The organism is Erwinia wuhanensis, assembly GCF_030484085.1.
Lineage (GTDB): Bacteria > Pseudomonadota > Gammaproteobacteria > Enterobacterales > Enterobacteriaceae > Erwinia > Erwinia aeris.
In genome coordinates, this window is sequence record NZ_JAUJUH010000002.1 from 363,768 (window position 1) to 384,235 (window position 20,468).

The window sequence follows — 20,468 nt, forward strand, 5'->3', positions numbered from 1 at the left end:
GCACCTTGTAGCTGAAAACGGGCGTTATTTTAATGATGCAGCAAAGGTTAGCATACGATCCAGCGGCCGTAACGCGCCTTCGCGCAGCGCCGCATCAACGTTAATTTCATGTTCGCTGCCGCCGTGCTCCAGCCCTTCTGCAATAGCCTGTAGCCCGTTCATCGCCATCCACGGACAGTGCGCGCAGGTGCGGCAGGTTGCGCCCTCGCCCGCCGTTGGCGCTTCCAGCAGCTCTTTGTCCGGGCAGGCCTGCTGCATTTTGTAAAAGATACCGCGATCGGTTGCCACAATCATTTGCCGCTGCGGCAGCGTTTTCGCCGCCTGAATCAGCTGGCTGGTTGAGCCTACTGCATCGGCCAGCTCGACAATGGCCTGCGGCGACTCAGGGTGCACCAGTACCGCCGCATCGGGATAGAGCGCTTTCATCCGCGCCAGCGCCTGGGTTTTGAATTCGTCATGGACGATACAGACCCCTTGCCAGCACAGAATATCCGCGCCGGTCTGGCGGGTAACGTAGCGGCCAAGATGTCGATCCGGCGCCCAAATAATTTTTTCCCCCAGACCGTCAAGGAGTTCAATCAGTTCAACGGCGATGCTGGAGGTCACTACCCAGTCCGCGCGCGCTTTTACCGCTGCGGAAGTGTTGGCATACACGACAACGGTACGATCGGGATGCGCATCGCAAAACCGGGTGAATTCGTCAATCGGACAGCCCAAATCCAGCGAGCATTCCGCCTGAAGCGTCGGCATCAGAATGGTTTTTTCCGGGCCGAGTATTTTTGCGGTTTCGCCCATAAAACGTACGCCCGCCACCAGCAGCGTGGAAGCAGGATGCTGGCTGCCAAAGCGCGCCATCTCCAGCGAATCCGCCACGCAGCCGCCGGTCTCTTCCGCCAGCGCCTGGATTTCCGGATCGGTATAGTAATGCGCGACCATCACTGCATCGCGTTCTTTCAGCAGCCTTTTGATTTTGCTGCGATAAAATTGCTTTTCATCAGGCGTTAAGCGGGCAGGCTTAGGCGGAAAAGGATAGACAGCGGTTTCGGGATCGAACATCAGGCTCATCACACGGCTCTCGTTTTGTGCACTTAACCAGAGTGGCGGCCATAACGTTCGTTACGCGCTTATCCGCCCGGCTTGTTTTATATGCTAAACAAGATAGCCGAAACTTTCACCGCTGTCGCGGATTATTTGCTGCCCTTAACGAAGCTGGAAGTTATCCGTCGCCTCCAGCTTCAGTAAATAAGCCTTAACCTCAAGCCCACCGGCAAAACCGGTCAGCTTGCCGTTGGCGCCGATCACCCGATGGCAGGGCGCAATAATCGATACGGGATTTTTGCCGTTAGCCGCGCCTACCGCGCGTACTGCGGCTGGATGCCCAATCTCGCAGGCAATCTCCCGATAGCTGCGGGTTTCGCCAAAGGGGATCGCCACCAGCGCGGCCCAGACTTTTTTCTGAAATTCCGTGCCGACAAAATCAAGCGGCAGCGCGAACTGCCTGCGTTTGCCAGCAAAATATTCCGAAAGCTGGCGCGCCGTTTCCAGCAAAATCGGATGCGATCCTTCCCGCAACAGCTCGGGAAGTCGGTAACGCCTGGGATCTTCGTTTTCCCACAGTACGGCTGCAAGCCCTTTATCGCTGGCAATCAGTTTTAACGTGCCGACCGGCGACGGCATAAGCGTGTAAAAATGACTCATCTTATTTCCTCCTCCTCCGTGCTACGGACAGTAATTATCCGCGTAACGGCCCGAGTTGCCAGCCGTTTTCGGTCATCGATCTGAAATAGTTAGCTGTCCGAAAATGGCTGGCACGGCATCGAAAAGCGGCCTACTCTGCCAGACAGGTTGCCTGACGGGAAAAGATGATGATTGATGCAAAAATCGCGTACCTTGCGCTTACCTCGCGCGACAGCCGTTTCGATGGCGTGTTCTATGTAGGCGTGACCTCGACGGGGATTTACTGTCGCCCGGTCTGTCCCGTAAAGGCGCCGCTGGCGAAAAATTGTCTGTTCTTTGACAGCGCTGCCGCCGCCGAAAAAGCGCATTTCCGCCCTTGCCTGCGCTGTCGGCCTGAACTGGCACCCGGTAATGCGCCTATTGATAACGGCAGACGTATTGCGGACAGCCTTATCCAGCATATTGCCGAGGGCGTGCTGGAAGAAGACGCCAGTCTGGAAACGCTGGCGACCCGTTATTCTGTCAGCCTGCGGCAGCTGCGGCGCATTGTACATAAAGAACTGGGCGTATCGCCGCTGGAGCTAAAGCAGACTCGCCGGCTGCTGCTGGCAAAACAGCTGCTGACTGAAACCGCGCTGCCGGTGACGGAAATTGCGCTGGCCAGCGGTTTTGCCAGCCTGCGCCGCTTCAACGATGCCTTTAGCAAGCGCTACCGGATGCCGCCCGGCCGCCTGCGCAAACAGATACCTGCGGATAGCGATACCTCGACGCTGTTACTGCATTACCGCCCCCCTTTTGACTGGGTGGCCCTGCTGGATTTTCTTCGCCTGCGCGCGCTAAAAGGCGTGGAAGCGGTCGATGACGTCAGCTATGCCCGTACGGTGCGTCTGGGCGCGCATCGGGGCTGGATCCGCGTCATCCACACAGGAAACTCGCTTCAGGTAACCTTTACGCATTCACTCGCGCCGGTTTTGTCTGCTTTGCTTCTGCGGCTGCGAAATTTATTCGATTTGGATGCGCATCCGCAGATCGTTGCGGAGCATCTTGGTCAGGATCCTTTATTGAGCGAAAGCCTGCTGAAAAACCCCGGCCTGCGCGTGCCTGGCGCTTTCGATAGCTTTGAAATGATGGTGCGGGCCGTACTGGGCCAGCAGATTACGGTAAAGGCAGCCACAACGCTTGGCGGGCGCTTTGCTGACGCTTTTGGCGAGGTTATTACCACATCTGTTCCCGGTCTGACGCATCTGTCGCCTGAGGCGTCTACAGTTGCGTGCAGCACGCCTGAAGCAATAGCCAGCCTTGGCATCGTACGTACGCGAGCCAGAACGCTGCTGGCGCTGGCAGATGCCTGCGCGCAGGGCATGCCAGAAACAGCCGCGCAGCCGGAGCTGATGATAGCCAGGCTGACCGCCTTGCCGGGCATCGGCGAGTGGACGGCACATTACATAGCTATGCGCGCCTTACGCTGGCCCGATGCGTTTCCGGCGGCGGATACCGTGGTGCGAAAAAATTTGGGTAGCGTGACGGCAAAAGAAGCGGAACGGCTGGCAGAAGCCTGGCGGCCGTGGCGCAGCTACGCGGTGATGCATATCTGGAAAAACCTGACGCCGCTGAAGTAGCACGGCAGTTGAAGCGCTGCACTCAGGCCGCTTTAGAGCGACCGGAGCTGGGCGCGTATGGACGCGCGAAACGAGCCTGGGGGACGGCGCGTCCGTGTTCCGAGCTGCCTCAGCCGCCATTCTCCGATCTTATCGCGACAGAATAATAATACTGCTGCTTCAGGCCAGTTAGCCAGGTTCGAACCCTGCCCGAATTACAAACGGCAAAAAGGCGCCTTTAGGGCGCCTTTCTACATTGGTGGGTCGTGCAGGATGACTCGGCTGAAGCCTCGCCCTTCGGGTCGTTGCCTTTGGCAACGCTGTCTCCCTTTGGTCGACTCGACCTGCGGCAGGTTCGAACCCCGCCCGAATTACAAACGGCAAAAAGGCGCCTTTAGGGCGCCTTTCTACATTGGTGGGTCGTGCAGGATGACTCGGCTAAAGCCTCGCCCTTCGGGTCGTTGCCGTTGGCAACGCTGTCTCCCTCTGGTCGACTCGACCTGCGGCAGGTTCGAACCCCGCCCGAATTACAAACGGCAAAAAGGCGCCTTTAGGGCGCCTTTCTACATTGGTGGGTCGTGCAGGATTCGAACCTGCGACCAATTGATTAAAAGTCAACTGCTCTACCAACTGAGCTAACGACCCGAAGTGGTGGGTGATGACGGGCTCGAACCGCCGACCCCCTCCGTGTAAAGGAGATGCTCTACCAACTGAGCTAATCACCCACTTCGGTACTTCTTTTCGTGAAAGATAATCCTTCACGTTTTACATCAGATACCACTTAAAAGTGGTGGGTCGTGCAGGATTCGAACCTGCGACCAATTGATTAAAAGTCAACTGCTCTACCAACTGAGCTAACGACCCGCTGTGTACTGCCTGCCGCTTAATGTCTGTTTCTTGCATCAGATACCACTTAAAAAGTGGTGGGTCGTGCAGGATGACTCGGCGTCCCTCGGCCTGTCGGCCCGTTGCTTAACGCAACGTTGTTTCGCTTTGCTCAACCGAACCTGCTGCAGGTTCAAATCCTTCACGTCTTGCATCAGATACCACTTAAAAGTGGTGGGTCGTGCAGGATTCGAACCTGCGACCAATTGATTAAAAGTCAACTGCTCTACCAACTGAGCTAACGACCCGCATCATGCGGTACTGCTTACTACTTAATTAGTGGTGGGTCGTGCAGGATGACTCGGCGTCCCTCGGCCTGTCGGCCCGTTGCTTAACGCAACGTTGTTTCGCTTCGCTTAACCGAACCTGCTGCAGGTTCAAATCCTTCACGCTTACCTTTTGTCACTACTTAATTAGTGGTGGGTCGTGCAGGATTCGAACCTGCGACCAATTGATTAAAAGTCAACTGCTCTACCAACTGAGCTAACGACCCACTTTTACGCTGTCAGAACGTTTTAACATATGTCCCGGCAACGGCGGCATATATTACTGATTTACCGTTTCAGCGCAACCACTATTTTCAGATAACTTGTTCAACTGCCTGAGTTTCACCCGACCGGGCCATAAATTAGGCTAAACCCGTTCGTAAGCGGTTAATTACAGCGCAGCCGCACGTTTTTGCGCTTGTTTCGCCACGTCGGTGTTTGGATACTGTTTGATCACCTGCTGGTAGACGGCTTTCGCTTTCGCGCTGTCGCCCTTCTCCTGCATGATCACACCCACTTTATACAGCGCATCCGCGCTTTTCGGCGATTTAGGGTAATTTTTCACTACGGTGGCGAAATAGTAGGCCGCGTCGTCTTTTTTACCCTTGTTGTAATTCAGCTGTCCCAGCCAGTAGTTAGCATTCGGCTGGTAGGTTGAATCCGGATACTTCTTGATAAAAGCCTGGAACGCAGCGATAGCCTGCTCGTTCTGCTTTTTCTCCAATACCAGCGCCACAGCCGCGTTGTAGTCGCTGTTGGCGTCGCCACCCTGCGTCGGCGCAGCAGAAGCACTGTCGCTGGCTGTAGCGCCTTCTGCGGCCGCTGCCGGAGCCGTAGCGCCTGAAGCCGCCTGAGGCTGCGCAGACGCGCCGCTGCTCAGCGTATCTATCTGCTGATAGAGATTCTTCTGGCGTTCGGTGATCTGGTTAAGCTGATACTGGTTTTCCTGAATCTGACCACGCAGCGAGTCAATGTCACGCTGGTTGTCGGCAAGCTGCTGCTGGAATTGCTGAAGAAGCTGTGCCTGCGCGTTAGAGATACGCTCAAGCGAGGTGACGCGGTCTTCGACCGAGCCTGAACCTACGTTACTGATTGACGCCTGGGCATTAGCGGCCCAGGGGGCCGCTACGCCAACCAGTAACGACAGACCCAGCAAGTGAAGTCTGAAGTTACTAATCATATGATTCTCTTAGTATACCAGTACGGCACGACGGTTTTTGGCGTAAGCCGATTCGTCGTGGCCCAGTACGGCTGGCTTCTCTTTACCGTAAGAAACGATAGAGATCTGGTCAGCAGAAACGCCTTTGCCCTGCAGGTACATTTTAACGGCAGTAGCACGACGCTCGCCCAGGGCGATGTTGTACTCTGGCGTACCACGCTCATCCGCATGACCTTCTACAGTCACTTTGTAAGACGGGTTGTTACGCAGGAAAGTAGCGTGCGCGTCCAGCATCTGAGCGAATTCAGACTGGATGTCATACTTGTCCAGACCGAAGTACACGATGTTGTTGCGTTGCAGCTGCTGCATCTGCAGGCGCGCCTGCTCGTCGGAGGACATATTGCCGCCGTTCATGCCGCTGTTCATGCCGCCGTTTGCGTCATCGCCCATACCCATACCGCTGGTCTGGTCGTTGTTGTTGTTTTTGTGTGAGCTACATGCAGCCACTGCGATAACTGGCAGTGCCAGCATTAAGCCTTTCAGCACTTTATTCAGTTGCATTTCTACAATCCTATTATTGTTTGCCATACATATTTATATGCATCACAGATACGGCGACCAGGCAGGTGATTTTACCTGTCCATCAGTAGCCGGAAGACGCGCTTTGAAACGACCGTCGGTCGACACCAGCTGCAGTACGGATCCCATGCCTTGAGTAGCGCTGTAGATAACCATAGTGCCGTTTGGCGCGAGGCTCGGCGTTTCATCCAGGAACGTGTCCGTTAATTGTTGAACGGCTCCCGTTTCCAGATCTTGTCTGGCGATATGTTGCGCACCGCCGTTGGTGCTTACCATCACCAGAGATTTTCCATCGGTGCTGACATCGGCGTTCTGATTCTGAGAGCCTTCCCAGGTCAGACGCTGCGGCGCGCCGCCGTTTACACCAATTTTATAGATTTGTGGACGACCGGCCTGATCCGAGGTATAGGCCAGCGTCTGGCTGTCCGGGAACCAGGTAGGTTCAGTGCTGTTATAGCGGCCGTCGGTGATCTGACGCATCTGGCCTGAACCTAAGTCCATCACGTAAAGATTCATGCTGCCGGATTTCGACAGGGTGAACGCCAGCTTGCTGCCGTCAGGCGAGAACGCAGGCGCGCCGTTATGACGAGGGAAAGAAGCAACCTGGCGGATAGCGCCGTTGGCCAGCGTCTGGATCACCAGCGCCGATTTGCCGCTTTCAAAGGTCACATAGGCCAGCTTGCTGCCATCTTTCGACCAGGCCGGAGACATCAGCGGCTCAGGCGAACGGTGCACCACAAACTGGTTATAGCCGTCATAGTCGGATACGCGCAGCTCATACGGGAACTGGCCGCCGTTGGTCTGCACCACATAGGCGATACGGGTACGGAACGCGCCTTTGATGCCGGTCAGCTTTTCAAAGCTTTCATCGCTGGCCGTATGCGCCGCGTAGCGCAACCATTGTTTAGTCACCTTGTACTGATTCTGCGCCAGCACGGTGCCCGGATTACCGGAGGTATCCACCAGCTGATAAGAAACGGTATAGCTGCCGTCGGCGCCAGGCTGGATCTGCCCGACCACCACCGCATCAATACCCAGCGCGGTCCATGCAGCAGGCTGCACTTCCGCTGCGGTGCCTGGCTGCTGTGGCAGACGAGCGCGATCCAGCGGATTGAATTTGCCGCTGTTGCGTAAATCCGCCGCCACGATGCCGCCAATATCTTCCGGGGCTGCGCCCGGGCCAGCCCATTTAAACGGGACTACGCCGATAGGACGTGCGGTGTTAACGCCCTGGGTAATCTCGATGCGAACTTCTGCATGCGCCATAGCGACAAACAGCATCAGGAAACTTAGTGCTACTCGTAATGCCTGCTTCATCTTCTCTCCCTTACCTGAACGCTACGTCCACGATAATTAGCAGTGTTTCAACAAACCAATGGTGCATTTATAGAGTACGGCAAGTTGACCATAGTTCAACCTGCCGCGTCCTGGCATCTTCTTACAGCTAATCTTACGGTTTGAAGATTAACGTCGCCTCTTTCACCGCCTGATACACATCCGTGCTTGGCGGTTTCGGGATCCTCGCCATGCGGGCAGCGTTAATAGCCGCCTGACACAGCGCCGGATCGCCGCCTGCCGGGGTGGCCGAAATCAACAGCCCGTCCGGCGCCAGCTTGATATGCACGTTACAGGTGCGTCCTTTAAACGTATCCGCGTCATAAAACTTGCTCTGGATAGCGCTCTGTACCTGGCCAAGGTAGCTGTCGATAGCGGCGCCGGAGGCACCCGATTTCTTCTGGTTGCCCTGCCCCGCCGCGCCCGCGCCGCCGGTTTTACCCTCTTTTGGCGCGTTCTTGCCGGAGGTCAGGCCGCCCAGCAGGTCGTCGACGTCGCTGCTCTCTTTAGCCGCTTCCGCCGCGGCTTTCTTCTTCGCATCGGCCGCCGCTTTCGCTTTTGCGGCTGCGTCCGCTTTGGCTTTTGCCGCCGCTTCGGCCTTCGCTTTCGCCGCCGCTTCGGCTTTCTCTTTTGCTTCCTCAGCCGCTTTTGCCTTCGCCGCCTCAGCCGCTTTTTCTTTGGCTTCTTTCGCCTGCTGCGCCGCTTTCTCTTTGGCTTCTTCGGCGGCTTTCTCTTTCGCCGCCTTCGCTTCGGCGGCAGCCTGGGCTTTCGCATCGGCCTGCGCTTTGGCTTTTGCCTCCTGCGCCGCTTTCACTTTAGCCGCCTGCGCCGCCGCGGCCGCTTTTTCTTCCGCTTCTTTTTTCGCATCCGCCGCGGCTTTTTTCGCTTCGGCTTCCGCTTTCTTCTGCGCGTCCGCCGCGGCTTTCGCCTGCGTATCGGCCTGCGCTTTGGCATCCGCCTGGGCTTTGGCTTTCGCTTCTGCCGCCGCGGCCGCTTTGGCATCCGCCTGGGCTTTGGCTTTCGCCTCTGCCTGCGCCGCGGCCTGCTGCTCGGCCGCCTGCTTCGCCGCTTCCTCAGCTTTTTGCTGTTCTGCGGCCTGCTTCGCGGCCTCTTCCGCTTTCTTCTGTTCCGCCGCCTGCGCCGCTTCCTGCTTCGCCTCCAGCCGCTCTTTTTCCAGCGCTTTCAGACGCTGCTGTTCCGCAGCCTGCTTCTGCTGTAGCTCTTCCGCCTGCTGCTTCGCCTGCTTTTGACGCTGCTGCTCGGCGCGCTGGCTGTCGCTCTGCTGATTCTGCTGGCGGTTGTACTGCTCGACGATAGCGCCAGGATCGACCATGACGGCATCAATGTCGCTACCCCCGCCGCCGCCGCTGCTGGCGTCGATATGTTCGTCAAACGAGCTCCAGATCAGTAACGCAATCAGAAAGATATGCAGGATCACTGAAATGATGATGGCGCGTTTTAACTTATCGTTCTGTTCGGTTACCTTCGACACTTTCGATTCCCAAAAACGGTCCGAAATTAAATCGGCTGCGTCATTAATCCAACCGACTTCACGCCCGCCTGATGCAGCAGGTTCAGCGCCTTGATGATCTCATCGTAAGGCACCTCTTTCGCGCCGCCGATCAGAAACACCGTCTTCGGATTCGCTTCGATACGGCGCTGCGCTTCAGCGACGACCTGCTCCGGCGGCAGCTGTTCCATGCGATCGTGATCGACCACCAGGGTGTATTGTCCCACGCCCGCCACTTCAACAATCACCGGCGGATTATCGTCGCTGGACACCGTTTTGGAATCCGTGGCGTCCGGCAGATCCACCTCTACGCTCTGGGTGATAATCGGCGCCGTCGCCATAAAGATCAGCAGCAGTACCAGCAGAACGTCGAGCAGCGGAACAATATTGATTTCGGACTTCAGGTCGCGTTTACGGCGACCGCGCGTTCTGGCCATAGGTCACTCCTACCTGCTGTTCTCGCTGGAGAAAGCCTGACGGTGCAGAATAGCGGTGAACTCTTCCATAAAGTTATCGTAATTCTGCTCCAGCTTGTTCACGCGCTGGTTGAGGCGGTTATACGCCATAACTGCCGGAATAGCGGCAAACAGACCGATAGCGGTCGCGATCAGCGCTTCGGCAATCCCCGGCGCCACCATCTGCAGCGTGGCCTGTTTTACCGCGCCCAGCGCGATAAAGGCGTGCATGATGCCCCAGACCGTACCGAACAGGCCGATGTAAGGACTGATCGAGCCAACCGTGCCCAGGAAAGGAATATGGTTTTCCAGCGCTTCCAGCTCACGGTTCAGCGAGATGCGCATGGCGCGCGTTGCGCCTTCCACCACCGCTTCCGGCGCGTGGTTGTTGGCACGATGCAACCGGGCGAACTCTTTAAAGCCGGCATAGAAAATTTGTTCAGATCCGGCCAGCTCATCACGGCGCGCCTGGCTTTCCTGATACAGGCGCGACAGCTCAATGCCCGACCAGAATTTGTCTTCAAACGCGTCGGCTTCACGGCCCGCCGCATTCAGAATACGGGTGCGCTGAATAATGATTGCCCAAGAGGCAACAGAAAAGCCAATCAAAATCAACATGATAAGTTTGACCAGAAGGCTCGCCTTCAGGAACAAATCAAGAACGTTCATGTCAGTCACTGCTTGAACTCCGCGACAATAGACTTGGGAAGCGCAATGGGCTTCATCAGATGTGGATTGATGCAGGCGATCAGGACTTCGGCTTCATTCAGCGTCCGGCCTTCTGCATTAACAATACGTTGTGCGAATGTCATGGTCGTTCTGGTCATGTTGACGACCTCGCTCTGCACCTCAAGAAGTTCATCAAGACGCGCGGCGGACAGGTAATCAACCGTGAGACGACGCACGACAAAACCGACCTGCTGTTCCAGCAGCGTCTGTTGACTGAAATGGTGCTGGCGCAGCATCTCGGTTCGTGCCCGTTCATAAAAAGCGACATAGCTGGCATGGTAAACCACGCCACCGGCGTCGGTGTCTTCATAGTAGACACGCACCGGCCATCGAAAAAGCATTGTACTCACTCTACATCCCGGTATAACTTTTTAAACGTTGCTACTATACGCAAGAGCATACGCCTTTGGAATGGATTGCCAGAGGCTAAACAAAATAATTATCTTCCGGAAACAATTATGTGGATTTAGGGAGAAATCTTAAACGTTTACTGACATAACCCAGGGCTGAAAAAAGCCGGGTTAACGGTGGAGAGCAGCGGCGACGAGCAGGAAAAACGGACCGGCGAACCGATCCGTTATTATCCCGCTTTTATTACGGCAGGCAGTAAAATTCTTTTATGCGCGCTTATCGAGATGTTCGATAGCCAGCGCGGTAATCACCCCGATGGCGCAGGCCAGCAGCGTGCCGAGGATCCAGGCAAAATACCACATCGTTCTGCTCCTTAATCAGTAAAGGGAATGCGTGTTGGCTTCTATCTGCGCGCGCGTGATGCGGCCAAACATTTTGTAGTAGCACCAGCTGGTGTAAATCAGAATAAGCGGCACAAAGATCGCGGCCGTAACGGTCATGATTTTCAGCGTCAGCAGGCTGGAAGTGGCGTCCCACATGGTCAGGCTATGGTTCATCATGCTGCTGGAAGGCATCACAAACGGGAACATCGCCACGCCCGCCGTCAGGATCACGCAGGCTACCGTCAGCGAAGAGCAAAGAAACGCCCAGCCGCCTTTATTCATCCGTGAACAGATAACGGTAAACAGCGGCAGCAGCACGCCCAGCGCCGGGATAATCCACAGCAGCGGCTGATGGGTAAAGTTTACCAGCCAGCCGCCCGCTACGCGGGTCACTTCTTTCGCCAGCGGATTGGAAGCCGCATTGTGATCCAGCGTGGACACCAGCTGATAGCCTTCAATGCCGTACTTCACCCAAATACCGGCCAGCACGAAGCCCGCCATCATCACCAGCGTGGCGATCTGCGCGATCGTTTTGGATCTGAGATGCAGCTCACCCGTGGTGCGCATTTGCAGGTAAGTGGCGCCCTGAGTCAGGATCATGGTGACGCTGACCACGCCTGCCAGCAGCGCAAACGGGTTCAGCAGCTGGAAGAAGCTGCCGGTGTAGAACAGACGCAGATATTCATCGGCATAGAAAGGCACGCCCTGTAACAGATTGCCAAACGCCACGCCAATAACCAGCGGCGGCACAAAGCTGCCGATAAAAATGCCCCAGTCCCACATGCCGCGCCAGCGCGGATTTTCTATTTTGGAGCGGTAGTCGAATCCTACCGGCCGGAAAAACAGCGAGGCCAGCACCAGCATCATCGCCACATAAAAGCCGGAAAAGGCGGCGGCGTAGACCATCGGCCAGGCGGCAAACAGCGCGCCGCCTGCGGTGATAAGCCATACCTGATTGCCGTCCCAGTGCGGCGCGATGGTGTTGATCATAATACGGCGCTCAACGTCGTTGCGGCCAATCAGACGGCCAAGCATCCCAACGCCCATATCAAACCCGTCGGTAACCGCGAAGCCGATCAGCAGCACGCCAATCAGTACCCACCAGACGAAACGCAACAGTTCATAGGTGATCATGGTTAAACTCCTGTTCCGGTGGCCTGTTCAAAGTGATAACGCCCTGTTTTCAGGCTGCTTGGCCCGCGCCTGCCGAACTTAAACATCAGGTACATCTCGGCAAGCAAAAACAGCGTGTAAAGCCCGCAGATAAGCAGCAGCGAAAACAGGATTTGACCCGTGGTCAGCGATGAGTTGGCAACGGCCGTCGGCAGCACTTCGCCAATCGCCCACGGCTGGCGGCCATATTCGGCAACAAACCAGCCGGCTTCCGCAGCAATCCACGGCAGCGGGATGCCGTACAGCGCGCATTTCAGCAGGAAGCGGCTTTGACCAATGCGGTTACAGATGACGCTCCAGAAACAGCAGAGGGTAACCAGCAGCATCAGCACGCCGCACGCCACCATGATGCGGAAAGCGAAATAGAGCGGCGCGACGCGTGGGATGGAATCCTGCGTGGCCTGACGGATCTGCGCCTCGCTGGCGTCGGCTACGTTCGGCGTATAGCGTTTCAGCAGCAGCCCGTAACCCAAATCCTGCTTCGCCTGGTTAAAGGCGGCGCGCACTGCCGGATCGCTGTTGCCTTCCCGTAGCTGTTCCAGCAGCTGGTAAGCGCGCATCCCGTTGCGGATGCGGATCTCATGCTGCGCCATCAGATCTTTGATGCCGGTAACCTGTTGATCCACAGAGCGGGTAGCGATCAGGCCCAGCGCCCAGGGGATCTGAATGGCGTAGCGGTTTTGCTGCGCCTGCTGATCGGGCAGGCCGAACAGCGTAAAGGCCGCCGGCGCGGGCTGCGTTTCCCATTCCGCTTCGATAGCGGCAAGCTTGGTTTTCTGCACGTCGCCGACCACATAGCCCGACTCGTCGCCCAGCAGGATCACGGCCAGAACGGCTGCCATGCCGAAGCTGGCGGCAATAGCGAAAGAGCGCTTAGCAAAAGCGATATCGCGACCGCGCAGCAGATAGAAGGCGCTGATGCCCATAATGAACATGGCGCCGCAGGTGTAGCCTGCCGCAACGGTATGCACAAATTTGACCTGCGCCACCGGATTGAGGATCAGTTCGGAAAAGCTAACCATCTCCATGCGCATGGTTTCAAAATTGAATTCTGAGCCGACGGGATTCTGCATCCAGCCGTTCGCCACCAGGATCCACAGCGCCGACAGGTTAGAGCCTAACGCCAGCAGCCAGGTGCACGTCAGGTGCTGCACTTTACTCAGCCGATCCCAGCCGAAAAAGAACATGCCGACAAAGGTGGATTCAAGGAAAAAAGCCATCAGGCCTTCAATAGCCAGCGGCGCCCCGAATATATCGCCGACGTAATGGGAATAATAAGACCAGTTGGTGCCAAACTGGAATTCCATCGTCAGGCCGGTGGCCACGCCAAGCGCAAAGTTAATACCGAAGAGTTTCCCCCAGAATTTCGTCATATCTTTATAGATTTGTTTGCCTGACAGCACATAAACCGTTTCCATTATTGCCAGCAAAAACGCCATTCCCAGCGTTAAAGGGACAAACAGAAAATGGTACATCGCCGTTAGCGCAAACTGTAAACGCGACAGTTCGACCACATCTAACATGTTGACTCCTTGCTCCGTGCTCAGTTTTGTCCATGCGCCGGGCGGCCAGCGTATGGCCCAACAGGATCGCTCCTCATCGGGGTGACGTAACCCTGTAGGTAAGTGAATAATGTTAATGAGAAAAAATCAGCGGGCCCGCGCCGTTGCTGTTTTTGCAGGATAGCGATCGGGAAAATTTGCGATCGACACAGGAAGTCCCTTTTTATAATTAAAAGCGTAAAGCTGATTTTTTGACGCAGAGCAATTTAATCCCAAAGCTGATTTTTAGCCAGCCTCCGAAGCGTAAATAACTTGCGTTTCTTTGATCGCGATTAATTAATTGCGATAAAGTAAATATGAAAGGGATTACTTTAACAAAGAGGATGATTTAATTTAATTAATATTCAATACAGAAAACAATTTTGTAATATTAACCGGAGGGGTTAATTTTATCGCGTTATTTTACAGGAAGCTTTGCATTATATTAGCTTATTAATAAGAAAGCTTAACCAATATTCCGGCATGAATGCAAAAATAAAAAAGGCTGCCCTGAGGCAGCCCTGATGAGAAGACGGATCCGGCTTACTGCGGCAGAACCGCTTTCACCGCATCGCCGATATCGGCCAGGCTGCGCACGGTTTTCACGCCGGCCGCTTCCAGCGCCGCGAACTTCTCGTCCGCCGTGCCTTTACCGCCTGCGATAATCGCGCCCGCGTGGCCCATACGCTTGCCTTTCGGCGCGGTAACGCCTGCGATATAGCCGACAACCGGCTTGGTCACGTGCTCTTTGATAAAGGCGGCGGCTTCTTCTTCCGCACTGCCGCCGATCTCGCCGATCATGACGATCGCTTCAGTCTGCGGATCGTCCTGGAACAGTTTCAGGATATCGATAAAGTTAGAGCCAGGGATCGGGTCGCCGCCGATGCCCACGCAGGTGGACTGGCCGTAACCGATATCGGTAGTCTGCTTCACGGCTTCATAGGTCAGCGTGCCGGAACGGGACACGATGCCGATACGGCCTGGCTTATGAATGTGGCCCGGCATGATGCCGATTTTGCATTCGCCTGGGGTGATAACGCCAGGGCAGTTCGGGCCAATCATACGCACGCCCGCTTCATCCAGCTTCACCTTCACGGTCAGCATATCCAGCGTCGGGATACCTTCGGTGATGGTGATAATCAGTTTGATGCCCGCGTCGATCGCTTCCAGGATGCCGTCTTTGCAGAACGGCGCCGGAACGTAAATTACGGAGGCGGTGGCGCCAGTGGCTTCTACCGCTTCACGCACGGTATTAAAAACCGGCAGGCCCAGATGTTCGGTGCCGCCTTTGCCTGGCGTTACGCCGCCAACCAGCTGGGTGCCGTAAGCCAGCGCCTGCTCGGAGTGGAAAGTGCCCTGTCCGCCGGTGAAGCCCTGGCAGATTACCTTGGTGTTTTTATCGATCAGAATGGACATTATTTACCCTCCGCTGCGGCAACAACGCGCTGCGCCGCGTCGCTCAGGCTGGTTGCTGCAATAATATTCAGGCCGCTGTCCGCCAGTTTCTGCGCGCCCAGCTCGGCATTGTTTCCTTCCAGACGCACCACGACCGGCACGTTAACGCCCACTTCCGCTACCGCGCCGATGATGCCGTCAGCAATCAGGTCGCAGCGGACGATGCCGCCGAAGATGTTGACGAAGACGGCCTTCACCGCGTCGTCAGAAAGGATGATTTTGAACGCTTCGGTCACGCGCTCTTTGGTGGCGCCGCCGCCAACGTCCAGGAAGTTAGCCGGCTGGCCGCCGCTCAGCTTCACGATGTCCATGGTGCCCATCGCCAGGCCTGCGCCGTTAACCATACAGCCGATATTGCCTTCCAGCGCCACGTAGTTCAGTTCCCACTGCGCAGCGTGCGCTTCGCGGGAGTCTTCCTGGCTTGGATCGCGCATTTCACGCAGCTCCGGCTGGCGGAACAGCGCGTTGCCGTCTGCGCCCAGCTTGCCGTCCAGGCAGATCAGATCGCCCTGCTTAGTGATCACCAGCGGGTTGATTTCGACCAGCGCCAGATCGCGCTCCAGGAACATGGTCGCCAGACCCATAAAGATTTTAGTGAACTGGCCAACCTGTTTGCCGGTCAGGCCCAGTTTGAACGCCAGCTCGCGGCCCTGATAAGGCTGCGGGCCGGTTAACGGATCCAGCGCCATTTTGTGGATCAGATGCGGCGTCTCTTCCGCCACTTTTTCAATTTCCACGCCGCCTTCGGTCGAGGCCATAAAGACTACGCGACGGGTGCCGCGATCCACGACCGCGCCCAGGTAAAGTTCCTGATCGATGTCGGTTGCCGCTTCCACCAGGATCTGGTTGACCGGCTGACCGTTAGCGTCGGTCTGGTAAGTGGTCAGACGCTTGCCCAGCCAGTGCTCGGCAAATGCGCGGATCTCTTCTTTGCTTTTTACTACCTTCACGCCGCCCGCTTTACCACGGCCTCCGGCATGAACCTGACATTTCACGACCCACGGGCCAGCGCCAATTTTAGAAGCGGCTTCTTCTGCTTCGCGTGGAGTGGTGCAGGCATAGCCGACAGGTGCCGGTAAACCATACCGGCCAAACAGCTGTTTTGCCTGATATTCATGTAAGTTCATGTTGTTAATCCATCCAGTTCGGAAAAGACTTGGCCAAATCCGGCAGTATGCCAGCGCTTTGGCCACACATAGGGTTGAGCGCGGCTTTCACCGCGCCCGACAGGAATTAAACGTCCAGCAGCAGACGAGACGGATCTTCCAGCAGCTCTTTGATCGCGACCAGGAAGCTCACGGACTCTTTGCCGTCGATCAGGCGATGATCGTAAGAGAGCGCCAGATACATCATTGGCAGGATCACCACCTGACCATTGACCGCCATCGGACGATCTTTGATCGCGTGCATCCCCAGAATGGCACTCTGCGGTGGGTTGATGATCGGCGTGGACATCAGCGAGCCGAAGACGCCGCCGTTGGTAATGGTGAAGTTACCGCCGGTCAGTTCGTCTACGGTCAGCTTGCCGTCACGGCCTTTGATCGCCAGCTCTTTGATTTTTTTCTCGATATCCGCCATGCCCAGCGCATCGATATCTTTCAGCACCGGCGTAACCAGGCCGCGCGGCGTGGATACCGCGATGCTGACGTCGAAGTAGTTGTGGTAAACCACATCTTCGCCGTCGATAGAGGCGTTAACTTCCGGGAAGCGCTTCAGGGCTTCCACTACCGCTTTCAGGTAGAAGGACATAAAGCCCAGACGGATGCCGTGACGTTTTTCGAAGGCTTCGCCGTACTGCTTGCGCAGGTTCATGATCGGCTGCATGTTGACTTCGTTAAACGTGGTCAGCATCGCGGTGCTGTTTTTCGCTTCCAGCAGACGCTCGGCGATACGCTTACGCAGACGAGTCATCGGCACGCGTTTTTCGCTGCGGCCAGCCAGCGAAGGCGCGGCTTCAGCCGCTTTCGGCTCGGCGGCTTTGGCAGCTGGCGCTTTCGCCAGGTGTTTCTCTACGTCTTCACGGGTCAGACGTCCGCCCACGCCGGTGCCTTTGATCGCCGACGGCTCCAGACCGTGTTCGGCAATCAGGCGACGGATAGCCGGGCTGAGCGCGTCGTTGCTCTCTTCTTCCAGCGAGGCGCTCTGGCGCTGCGCCGGAGTAGACTCTTTCTCTTCCGTTTTGGCGGAGCTTTCTTTGCCGCCGCTGTTGCCTTCTTTCAGGCGACCCAGCGCCTGACGAGAAGTTACGGTGGCACCTTCGTCTTCCAGAATCGCTTCCAGCACGCCGTCGGCGGAAGCAGGCACTTCCAGCACCACTTTGTCGGTTTCGATTTCTACCAGCACTTCGTCACGGCTGACCGCGTCGCCAGGTTTTTTGTGCCAGGTCGCTACGGTGGCGTCGGCGACGGATTCAGGCAGGTCGGGAACGAGAATATCTACGCTACTCATTATTTTTCCTTTAATTAATTAACGTTCAGCGCGTCATTAACCAGATCTTGCTGCTGCTGCTGGTGAACGGACATATAGCCAACTGCCGGCGAGGCCGAAGCGGGACGACCGGCGTAACGTAATGAAGCACCAAACGGCACTACCTCACGGAAATGATGCTGGCTACAGTACCAGGCACCCTGATTCAGCGGCTCTTCCTGACACCAGACAAAATCATGCACGTGCGCGTACTGCTGGAGTTTTTCCTGCACCGCTTTGTGCGGGAACGGATAGAGCTGTTCAATGCGGACGATAGCCACGTCGGTCTGCTCGTTTTTACGCCGCTTTTCCAGCAGATCGTAATAGACTTTGCCGGAGCAGAGCACCACGCGCTTAACGCCTTTTGGATCGAGATCGTCGACTTCGCCAATCGCCGGCTGGAAGCTGCCGTTAGCCAGCTCTTCCAGCGAAGAGACCGCCAGCGGATGACGCAGCAGCGATTTCGGCGACATCACCACCAGCGGACGACGCATCCCGCGCAGCGCCTGACGACGCAGCATGTGGTAAACCTGCGCCGGCGTGGAAGGCACGCAAACCTGCATGTTCTGCTCGGCGCAGAGTTGCAGATAGCGTTCCAGACGCGCGGAGGAGTGCTCCGGCCCCTGCCCTTCATAGCCGTGCGGCAGCAGCATCACCAGACCGCACATGCGGCCCCATTTCTGCTCGCCGGAGCTGATGAACTGGTCGATAACCACCTGCGCGCCGTTGGCGAAGTCGCCGAACTGCGCTTCCCAGATAGTCAGCGTGCGCGGTTCCGCCGTGGCGTAACCATATTCAAACGCCAGCACCGCTTCTTCAGAGAGCACGGAATCCCAGACGCGGAACGTGCCCTGACCGTTATGGATATGCTGTAACGGCGTATAGGTAGAGCCGTTGGCCTGGTTATGGATCACCGCGTGACGATGGAAGAAGGTGCCGCGGCCCATATCTTCGCCGGACAGACGGCACGGAATGCCTTCGTCTACCAGCGTGGCGTAGGCCAGGTTTTCCGCTGCGCCCCAGTCAAATGGCTTCTCGCCTGCGGCCATCGCGGCGCGGTCGTTGTAGATCTTGGCCACGCGCGACTGCATTTCAATCGCTTCCGGCACGGTGCTGATGCGTTTGGCCAGCGCCTGCAGGCGTTTCAGATCCAGCGTCGCCGGATAGCTTTCGTCCCACTCGTGGTTCAGGTAAGGCGACCAGGTAAAGGAGTGCAGGCTCATCGGACGCCATTCCGGCACCACGCATTCACCGGCATCCAGCGCGTCGCGATAGAGATTGACCATCTCCGTCGCGTCTTCCAGGCTGGCGACCTGTTCCGCTTCCAGACGGTCGGCGTAAAGCTTACGCGGCGTCGGATGCTTTTTGATTTTCTGGTACATCACCGGCTGCGTTGCGCTTGGCTCGTCGGCTTCGTTGTGGCCGTGGCGGCGGTAGCAAACCAGATCGATAAAGACGTCGCGCTTGAAGGTGTTACGGAAATCAAGCGCCAGGCGGGTAACAAACGCCACCGCTTCCGGATCGTCAGCGTTGACGTGGAAGATCGGCGCCAGCACCATTTTACCGATGTCGGTACAGTACTGCGTGGAGCGCGCATCCTGCGGATTAGACGTGGTGAAACCAATCTGGTTGTTGATCACGATGCGCACGGTGCCGCCAACTTCATAGCCGCGTGCCTGCGACATGTTCAGGGTTTCCTGCACCACGCCCTGGCCGGTAACGGCCGCGTCGCCGTGGATGGTGATCGGCAGCACTTTGCTGCTGCGCGGCTCGTCCAGACGATCCAGACGGGCGCGAACCGATCCCATGACTACCGGGCTGACGATTTCCAGGTGCGACGGGTTAAACGCCAGCGCCAGATGCACCATGCCGCCTTCGGTTTCCACGTCGGACGAGAAGCCCATATGGTATTTCACGTCGCCGGTGCCGAGATGCTCTTTATGCTTGCCGGAGAACTCGTCGAACAGGTCCTGCGGCTTTTTGCCCAGCACGTTGATCAGCACGTTCAGACGACCACGGTGCGCCATACCCAGCACCACTTCGCGCGTGCCGCTTTTGCCCGCGTGACGGATCATCTCGTTCAGCATCGGCACCAGCGCATCGCCGCCTTCCAGCGAGAAGCGTTTCGCGCCGGGGAATTTCGCGCCCAGATAGCGCTCCAGCCCTTCCGCAGCGGTCAGCTGTTTCAGAAAGCCTTTTTTCTCATCCGTAGAGAAAGAGGCCTGGCCCGCCACCGATTCAATGCGCTGCTGGATCCAGCGTTTCTCTTCGGTGTTGGTGATATGCATATATTCCGCGCCGATCGAGCCGCAGTAGGTTTGCTGCAGCAGGCTGAACAGATCGGCCAGCTTCATCGTATCTTTGCCGAAGGCGAAGGAACCTACGTTAAAGGTTTCCTGGAAATCGGCCTCGGTCAGATCGTGAAACGCGGGATCCAGATCCGGCACCGGCTCCTGTTTCCACAGGCCCAGCGGATCGAGATTGGCCTGCTGATGGCCACGGAAGCGGAAGGCGTTAATCAGCTGGAGCACCTTCACCTGCTTGGCGTTGGTGTCGGGATCGCTGACGGAAGAGGTATAGCGAGAGGCATCTTTCGCCAGACGCTTGAAATATTCGCGAGTGGTGGAGTGGAATTGCTCTGGCCTGACTCCGTGACCCGGAAGCTGCTGAAACAGCGTTTTCCAGGCCGCATCGACAGAGTCAGGATCGGTCAGATAGTCCTCATAGAGCTGCTCTATATAGGTCTGATTCGCGCCGGCCAGCCAGGAGGAGTCCAGCCAGGGTTTCATCGCGCTGTTCTGCATTGTGATCCCTTAAAGCATTACGCTTTTTTGTTGCCGTGATTATGTAACGGAACAGCTAAGCCCCGCGCCGCGTCAGCGGCTTGCCCTCGGCCGTGTTCCGCT

17 protein-coding genes, 5 tRNA genes and 4 other RNA genes are annotated in these 20,468 nt (G+C 56.7%); 1 reads left to right on the plus strand and 25 read right to left on the minus strand.

What is annotated here, in order from left to right; genetic code table 11:
* Positions 1-24: 24 nt before the first annotated feature.
* Positions 25-1,065, minus strand: a complete 1,041-nt coding sequence (gene nadA / locus QZH36_RS06115; RefSeq protein WP_301729925.1) for a quinolinate synthase NadA — start codon at positions 1,063-1,065, stop codon at positions 25-27.
* Between the two features lie 135 nt (positions 1,066-1,200).
* On the minus strand, positions 1,201-1,698 hold the full coding sequence (locus QZH36_RS06120) for a methylated-DNA--[protein]-cysteine S-methyltransferase (protein WP_253454865.1): 498 nt from the start codon (positions 1,696-1,698) through the stop codon (positions 1,201-1,203).
* Positions 1,699-1,865: 167 nt separating this feature from the next.
* Here QZH36_RS06120 and QZH36_RS06125 point away from each other — a divergent pair, with 167 nt between their 5' ends.
* Positions 1,866-3,296, plus strand: coding sequence for a DNA-3-methyladenine glycosylase 2 (locus QZH36_RS06125; RefSeq protein WP_301729829.1), 1,431 nt, complete (start codon positions 1,866-1,868; stop codon positions 3,294-3,296).
* 236 nt (positions 3,297-3,532) lie between these two features.
* Here the strand turns inward: QZH36_RS06125 and QZH36_RS06130 are convergent.
* The 23 genes from QZH36_RS06130 to sucA form a co-directional block, all read right to left on the minus strand.
* Positions 3,533-3,657, minus strand: a non-coding RNA gene (locus QZH36_RS06130) — RtT sRNA.
* A 31-nt stretch (positions 3,658-3,688) separates the two neighbouring features.
* Positions 3,689-3,813: non-coding RNA, RtT sRNA (locus QZH36_RS06135), on the minus strand.
* Positions 3,814-3,844: 31 nt separating this feature from the next.
* Positions 3,845-3,920 (minus strand) — tRNA-Lys (locus tag QZH36_RS06140).
* A gap of 4 nt (positions 3,921-3,924) precedes the next feature.
* Positions 3,925-4,000 (minus strand) — tRNA-Val (locus tag QZH36_RS06145).
* 63 nt (positions 4,001-4,063) lie between these two features.
* Positions 4,064-4,139 (minus strand) — tRNA-Lys (locus tag QZH36_RS06150).
* Positions 4,140-4,196: 57 nt separating this feature from the next.
* Positions 4,197-4,320, minus strand: a non-coding RNA gene (locus QZH36_RS06155) — RtT sRNA.
* Positions 4,321-4,332: 12 nt separating this feature from the next.
* A tRNA-Lys gene (locus QZH36_RS06160) sits at positions 4,333-4,408 on the minus strand.
* A gap of 32 nt (positions 4,409-4,440) precedes the next feature.
* Positions 4,441-4,564: non-coding RNA, RtT sRNA (locus QZH36_RS06165), on the minus strand.
* A 13-nt stretch (positions 4,565-4,577) separates the two neighbouring features.
* A tRNA-Lys gene (locus QZH36_RS06170) sits at positions 4,578-4,653 on the minus strand.
* 164 nt (positions 4,654-4,817) lie between these two features.
* Positions 4,818-5,606, minus strand: coding sequence for a cell division protein CpoB (gene cpoB, locus QZH36_RS06175; protein WP_301729830.1), 789 nt, complete (start codon positions 5,604-5,606; stop codon positions 4,818-4,820).
* Positions 5,607-5,615: 9 nt separating this feature from the next.
* Positions 5,616-6,146, minus strand: a complete 531-nt coding sequence (gene pal, locus QZH36_RS06180) for a peptidoglycan-associated lipoprotein Pal (protein WP_253454868.1) — start codon at positions 6,144-6,146, stop codon at positions 5,616-5,618.
* Positions 6,147-6,188: 42 nt separating this feature from the next.
* Positions 6,189-7,481 (minus strand): Tol-Pal system beta propeller repeat protein TolB, encoded by a 1,293-nt coding sequence (gene tolB / locus QZH36_RS06185; RefSeq protein WP_253454869.1) that lies wholly within the window; start codon positions 7,479-7,481, stop codon positions 6,189-6,191.
* 133 nt (positions 7,482-7,614) lie between these two features.
* Entirely contained in the window at positions 7,615-8,991 is a 1,377-nt protein-coding gene (gene tolA / locus QZH36_RS06190; RefSeq protein ID WP_301729831.1) for a cell envelope integrity protein TolA, read from the minus strand.
* Positions 8,992-9,017: 26 nt separating this feature from the next.
* Positions 9,018-9,446, minus strand: a complete 429-nt coding sequence (tolR, locus tag QZH36_RS06195; RefSeq protein ID WP_125288616.1) for a colicin uptake protein TolR — start codon at positions 9,444-9,446, stop codon at positions 9,018-9,020.
* Positions 9,447-9,455: 9 nt separating this feature from the next.
* Positions 9,456-10,133, minus strand: coding sequence for a Tol-Pal system protein TolQ (gene tolQ, locus QZH36_RS06200; RefSeq protein WP_253454872.1), 678 nt, complete (start codon positions 10,131-10,133; stop codon positions 9,456-9,458).
* Between the two features lie 5 nt (positions 10,134-10,138).
* Complete coding sequence (gene ybgC, locus QZH36_RS06205; RefSeq protein ID WP_445235118.1) at positions 10,139-10,534, minus strand: tol-pal system-associated acyl-CoA thioesterase; 396 nt, start codon at positions 10,532-10,534, stop codon at positions 10,139-10,141.
* Positions 10,535-10,810: 276 nt separating this feature from the next.
* Entirely contained in the window at positions 10,811-10,906 is a 96-nt protein-coding gene (gene cydX, locus QZH36_RS06210; RefSeq protein ID WP_253454874.1) for a cytochrome bd-I oxidase subunit CydX, read from the minus strand.
* A 15-nt stretch (positions 10,907-10,921) separates the two neighbouring features.
* Positions 10,922-12,061: a cytochrome d ubiquinol oxidase subunit II gene (cydB, locus tag QZH36_RS06215; RefSeq protein WP_301729833.1), complete on the minus strand. Its 1,140-nt coding sequence runs from the start codon at positions 12,059-12,061 to the stop codon at positions 10,922-10,924.
* A 2-nt stretch (positions 12,062-12,063) separates the two neighbouring features.
* A complete protein-coding gene (gene cydA, locus QZH36_RS06220) occupies positions 12,064-13,623 on the minus strand; it encodes a cytochrome ubiquinol oxidase subunit I (protein ID WP_253454876.1) in 1,560 nt (519 codons plus the stop codon).
* A 561-nt stretch (positions 13,624-14,184) separates the two neighbouring features.
* The gene (gene sucD / locus QZH36_RS06225) at positions 14,185-15,057 is read right to left on the minus strand and encodes a succinate--CoA ligase subunit alpha (protein ID WP_125288610.1); all 873 of its coding nucleotides are present in this window, start codon (positions 15,055-15,057) and stop codon (positions 14,185-14,187) included.
* Positions 15,057-16,223, minus strand: coding sequence for an ADP-forming succinate--CoA ligase subunit beta (gene sucC, locus QZH36_RS06230; protein WP_125288609.1), 1,167 nt, complete (start codon positions 16,221-16,223; stop codon positions 15,057-15,059). Before sucC ends, sucD begins: the two co-directional genes overlap by 1 nt.
* 106 nt (positions 16,224-16,329) lie before the next feature.
* Positions 16,330-17,544, minus strand: a complete 1,215-nt coding sequence (gene odhB / locus QZH36_RS06235) for a 2-oxoglutarate dehydrogenase complex dihydrolipoyllysine-residue succinyltransferase (protein WP_253454877.1) — start codon at positions 17,542-17,544, stop codon at positions 16,330-16,332.
* A gap of 14 nt (positions 17,545-17,558) precedes the next feature.
* On the minus strand, positions 17,559-20,366 hold the full coding sequence (gene sucA / locus QZH36_RS06240) for a 2-oxoglutarate dehydrogenase E1 component (protein WP_253454878.1): 2,808 nt from the start codon (positions 20,364-20,366) through the stop codon (positions 17,559-17,561).
* Positions 20,367-20,468: the final 102 nt, after the last annotated feature.

Bases quoted from the DNA above. Each gene is read 5' to 3' on its own strand.
- cydX (WP_253454874.1), bottom strand. From the start codon at position 10,906: ATGTGGTATTTTGCCTGGATCCTCGGCACGCTGCTGGCCTGCGCCATC.
- sucC (WP_125288609.1), bottom strand. From the start codon at position 16,223: ATGAACTTACATGAATATCAGGCAAAACAGCTGTTTGGCCGGTATGGT.
- tolB (WP_253454869.1), bottom strand. From the start codon at position 7,481: ATGAAGCAGGCATTACGAGTAGCACTAAGTTTCCTGATGCTGTTTGTC.
- cydA (WP_253454876.1), bottom strand. From the start codon at position 13,623: ATGTTAGATGTGGTCGAACTGTCGCGTTTACAGTTTGCGCTAACGGCG.
- odhB (WP_253454877.1), bottom strand. From the start codon at position 17,544: ATGAGTAGCGTAGATATTCTCGTTCCCGACCTGCCTGAATCCGTCGCC.
- cydB (WP_301729833.1), bottom strand. From the start codon at position 12,061: ATGATCACCTATGAACTGTTGCGTTTCGTCTGGTGGGTACTGATTGGC.
- QZH36_RS06125 (WP_301729829.1), top strand. From the start codon at position 1,866: ATGATTGATGCAAAAATCGCGTACCTTGCGCTTACCTCGCGCGACAGC.
- sucA (WP_253454878.1), bottom strand. From the start codon at position 20,366: ATGCAGAACAGCGCGATGAAACCCTGGCTGGACTCCTCCTGGCTGGCC.
- tolR (WP_125288616.1), bottom strand. From the start codon at position 9,446: ATGGCCAGAACGCGCGGTCGCCGTAAACGCGACCTGAAGTCCGAAATC.
- nadA (WP_301729925.1), bottom strand. From the start codon at position 1,065: ATGAGCCTGATGTTCGATCCCGAAACCGCTGTCTATCCTTTTCCGCCT.
- tolQ (WP_253454872.1), bottom strand. From the start codon at position 10,133: ATGAACGTTCTTGATTTGTTCCTGAAGGCGAGCCTTCTGGTCAAACTT.
- QZH36_RS06120 (WP_253454865.1), bottom strand. From the start codon at position 1,698: ATGAGTCATTTTTACACGCTTATGCCGTCGCCGGTCGGCACGTTAAAA.
- cpoB (WP_301729830.1), bottom strand. From the start codon at position 5,606: ATGATTAGTAACTTCAGACTTCACTTGCTGGGTCTGTCGTTACTGGTT.
- ybgC (WP_445235118.1), bottom strand. From the start codon at position 10,534: ATGCTTTTTCGATGGCCGGTGCGTGTCTACTATGAAGACACCGACGCC.
- sucD (WP_125288610.1), bottom strand. From the start codon at position 15,057: ATGTCCATTCTGATCGATAAAAACACCAAGGTAATCTGCCAGGGCTTC.
- pal (WP_253454868.1), bottom strand. From the start codon at position 6,146: ATGCAACTGAATAAAGTGCTGAAAGGCTTAATGCTGGCACTGCCAGTT.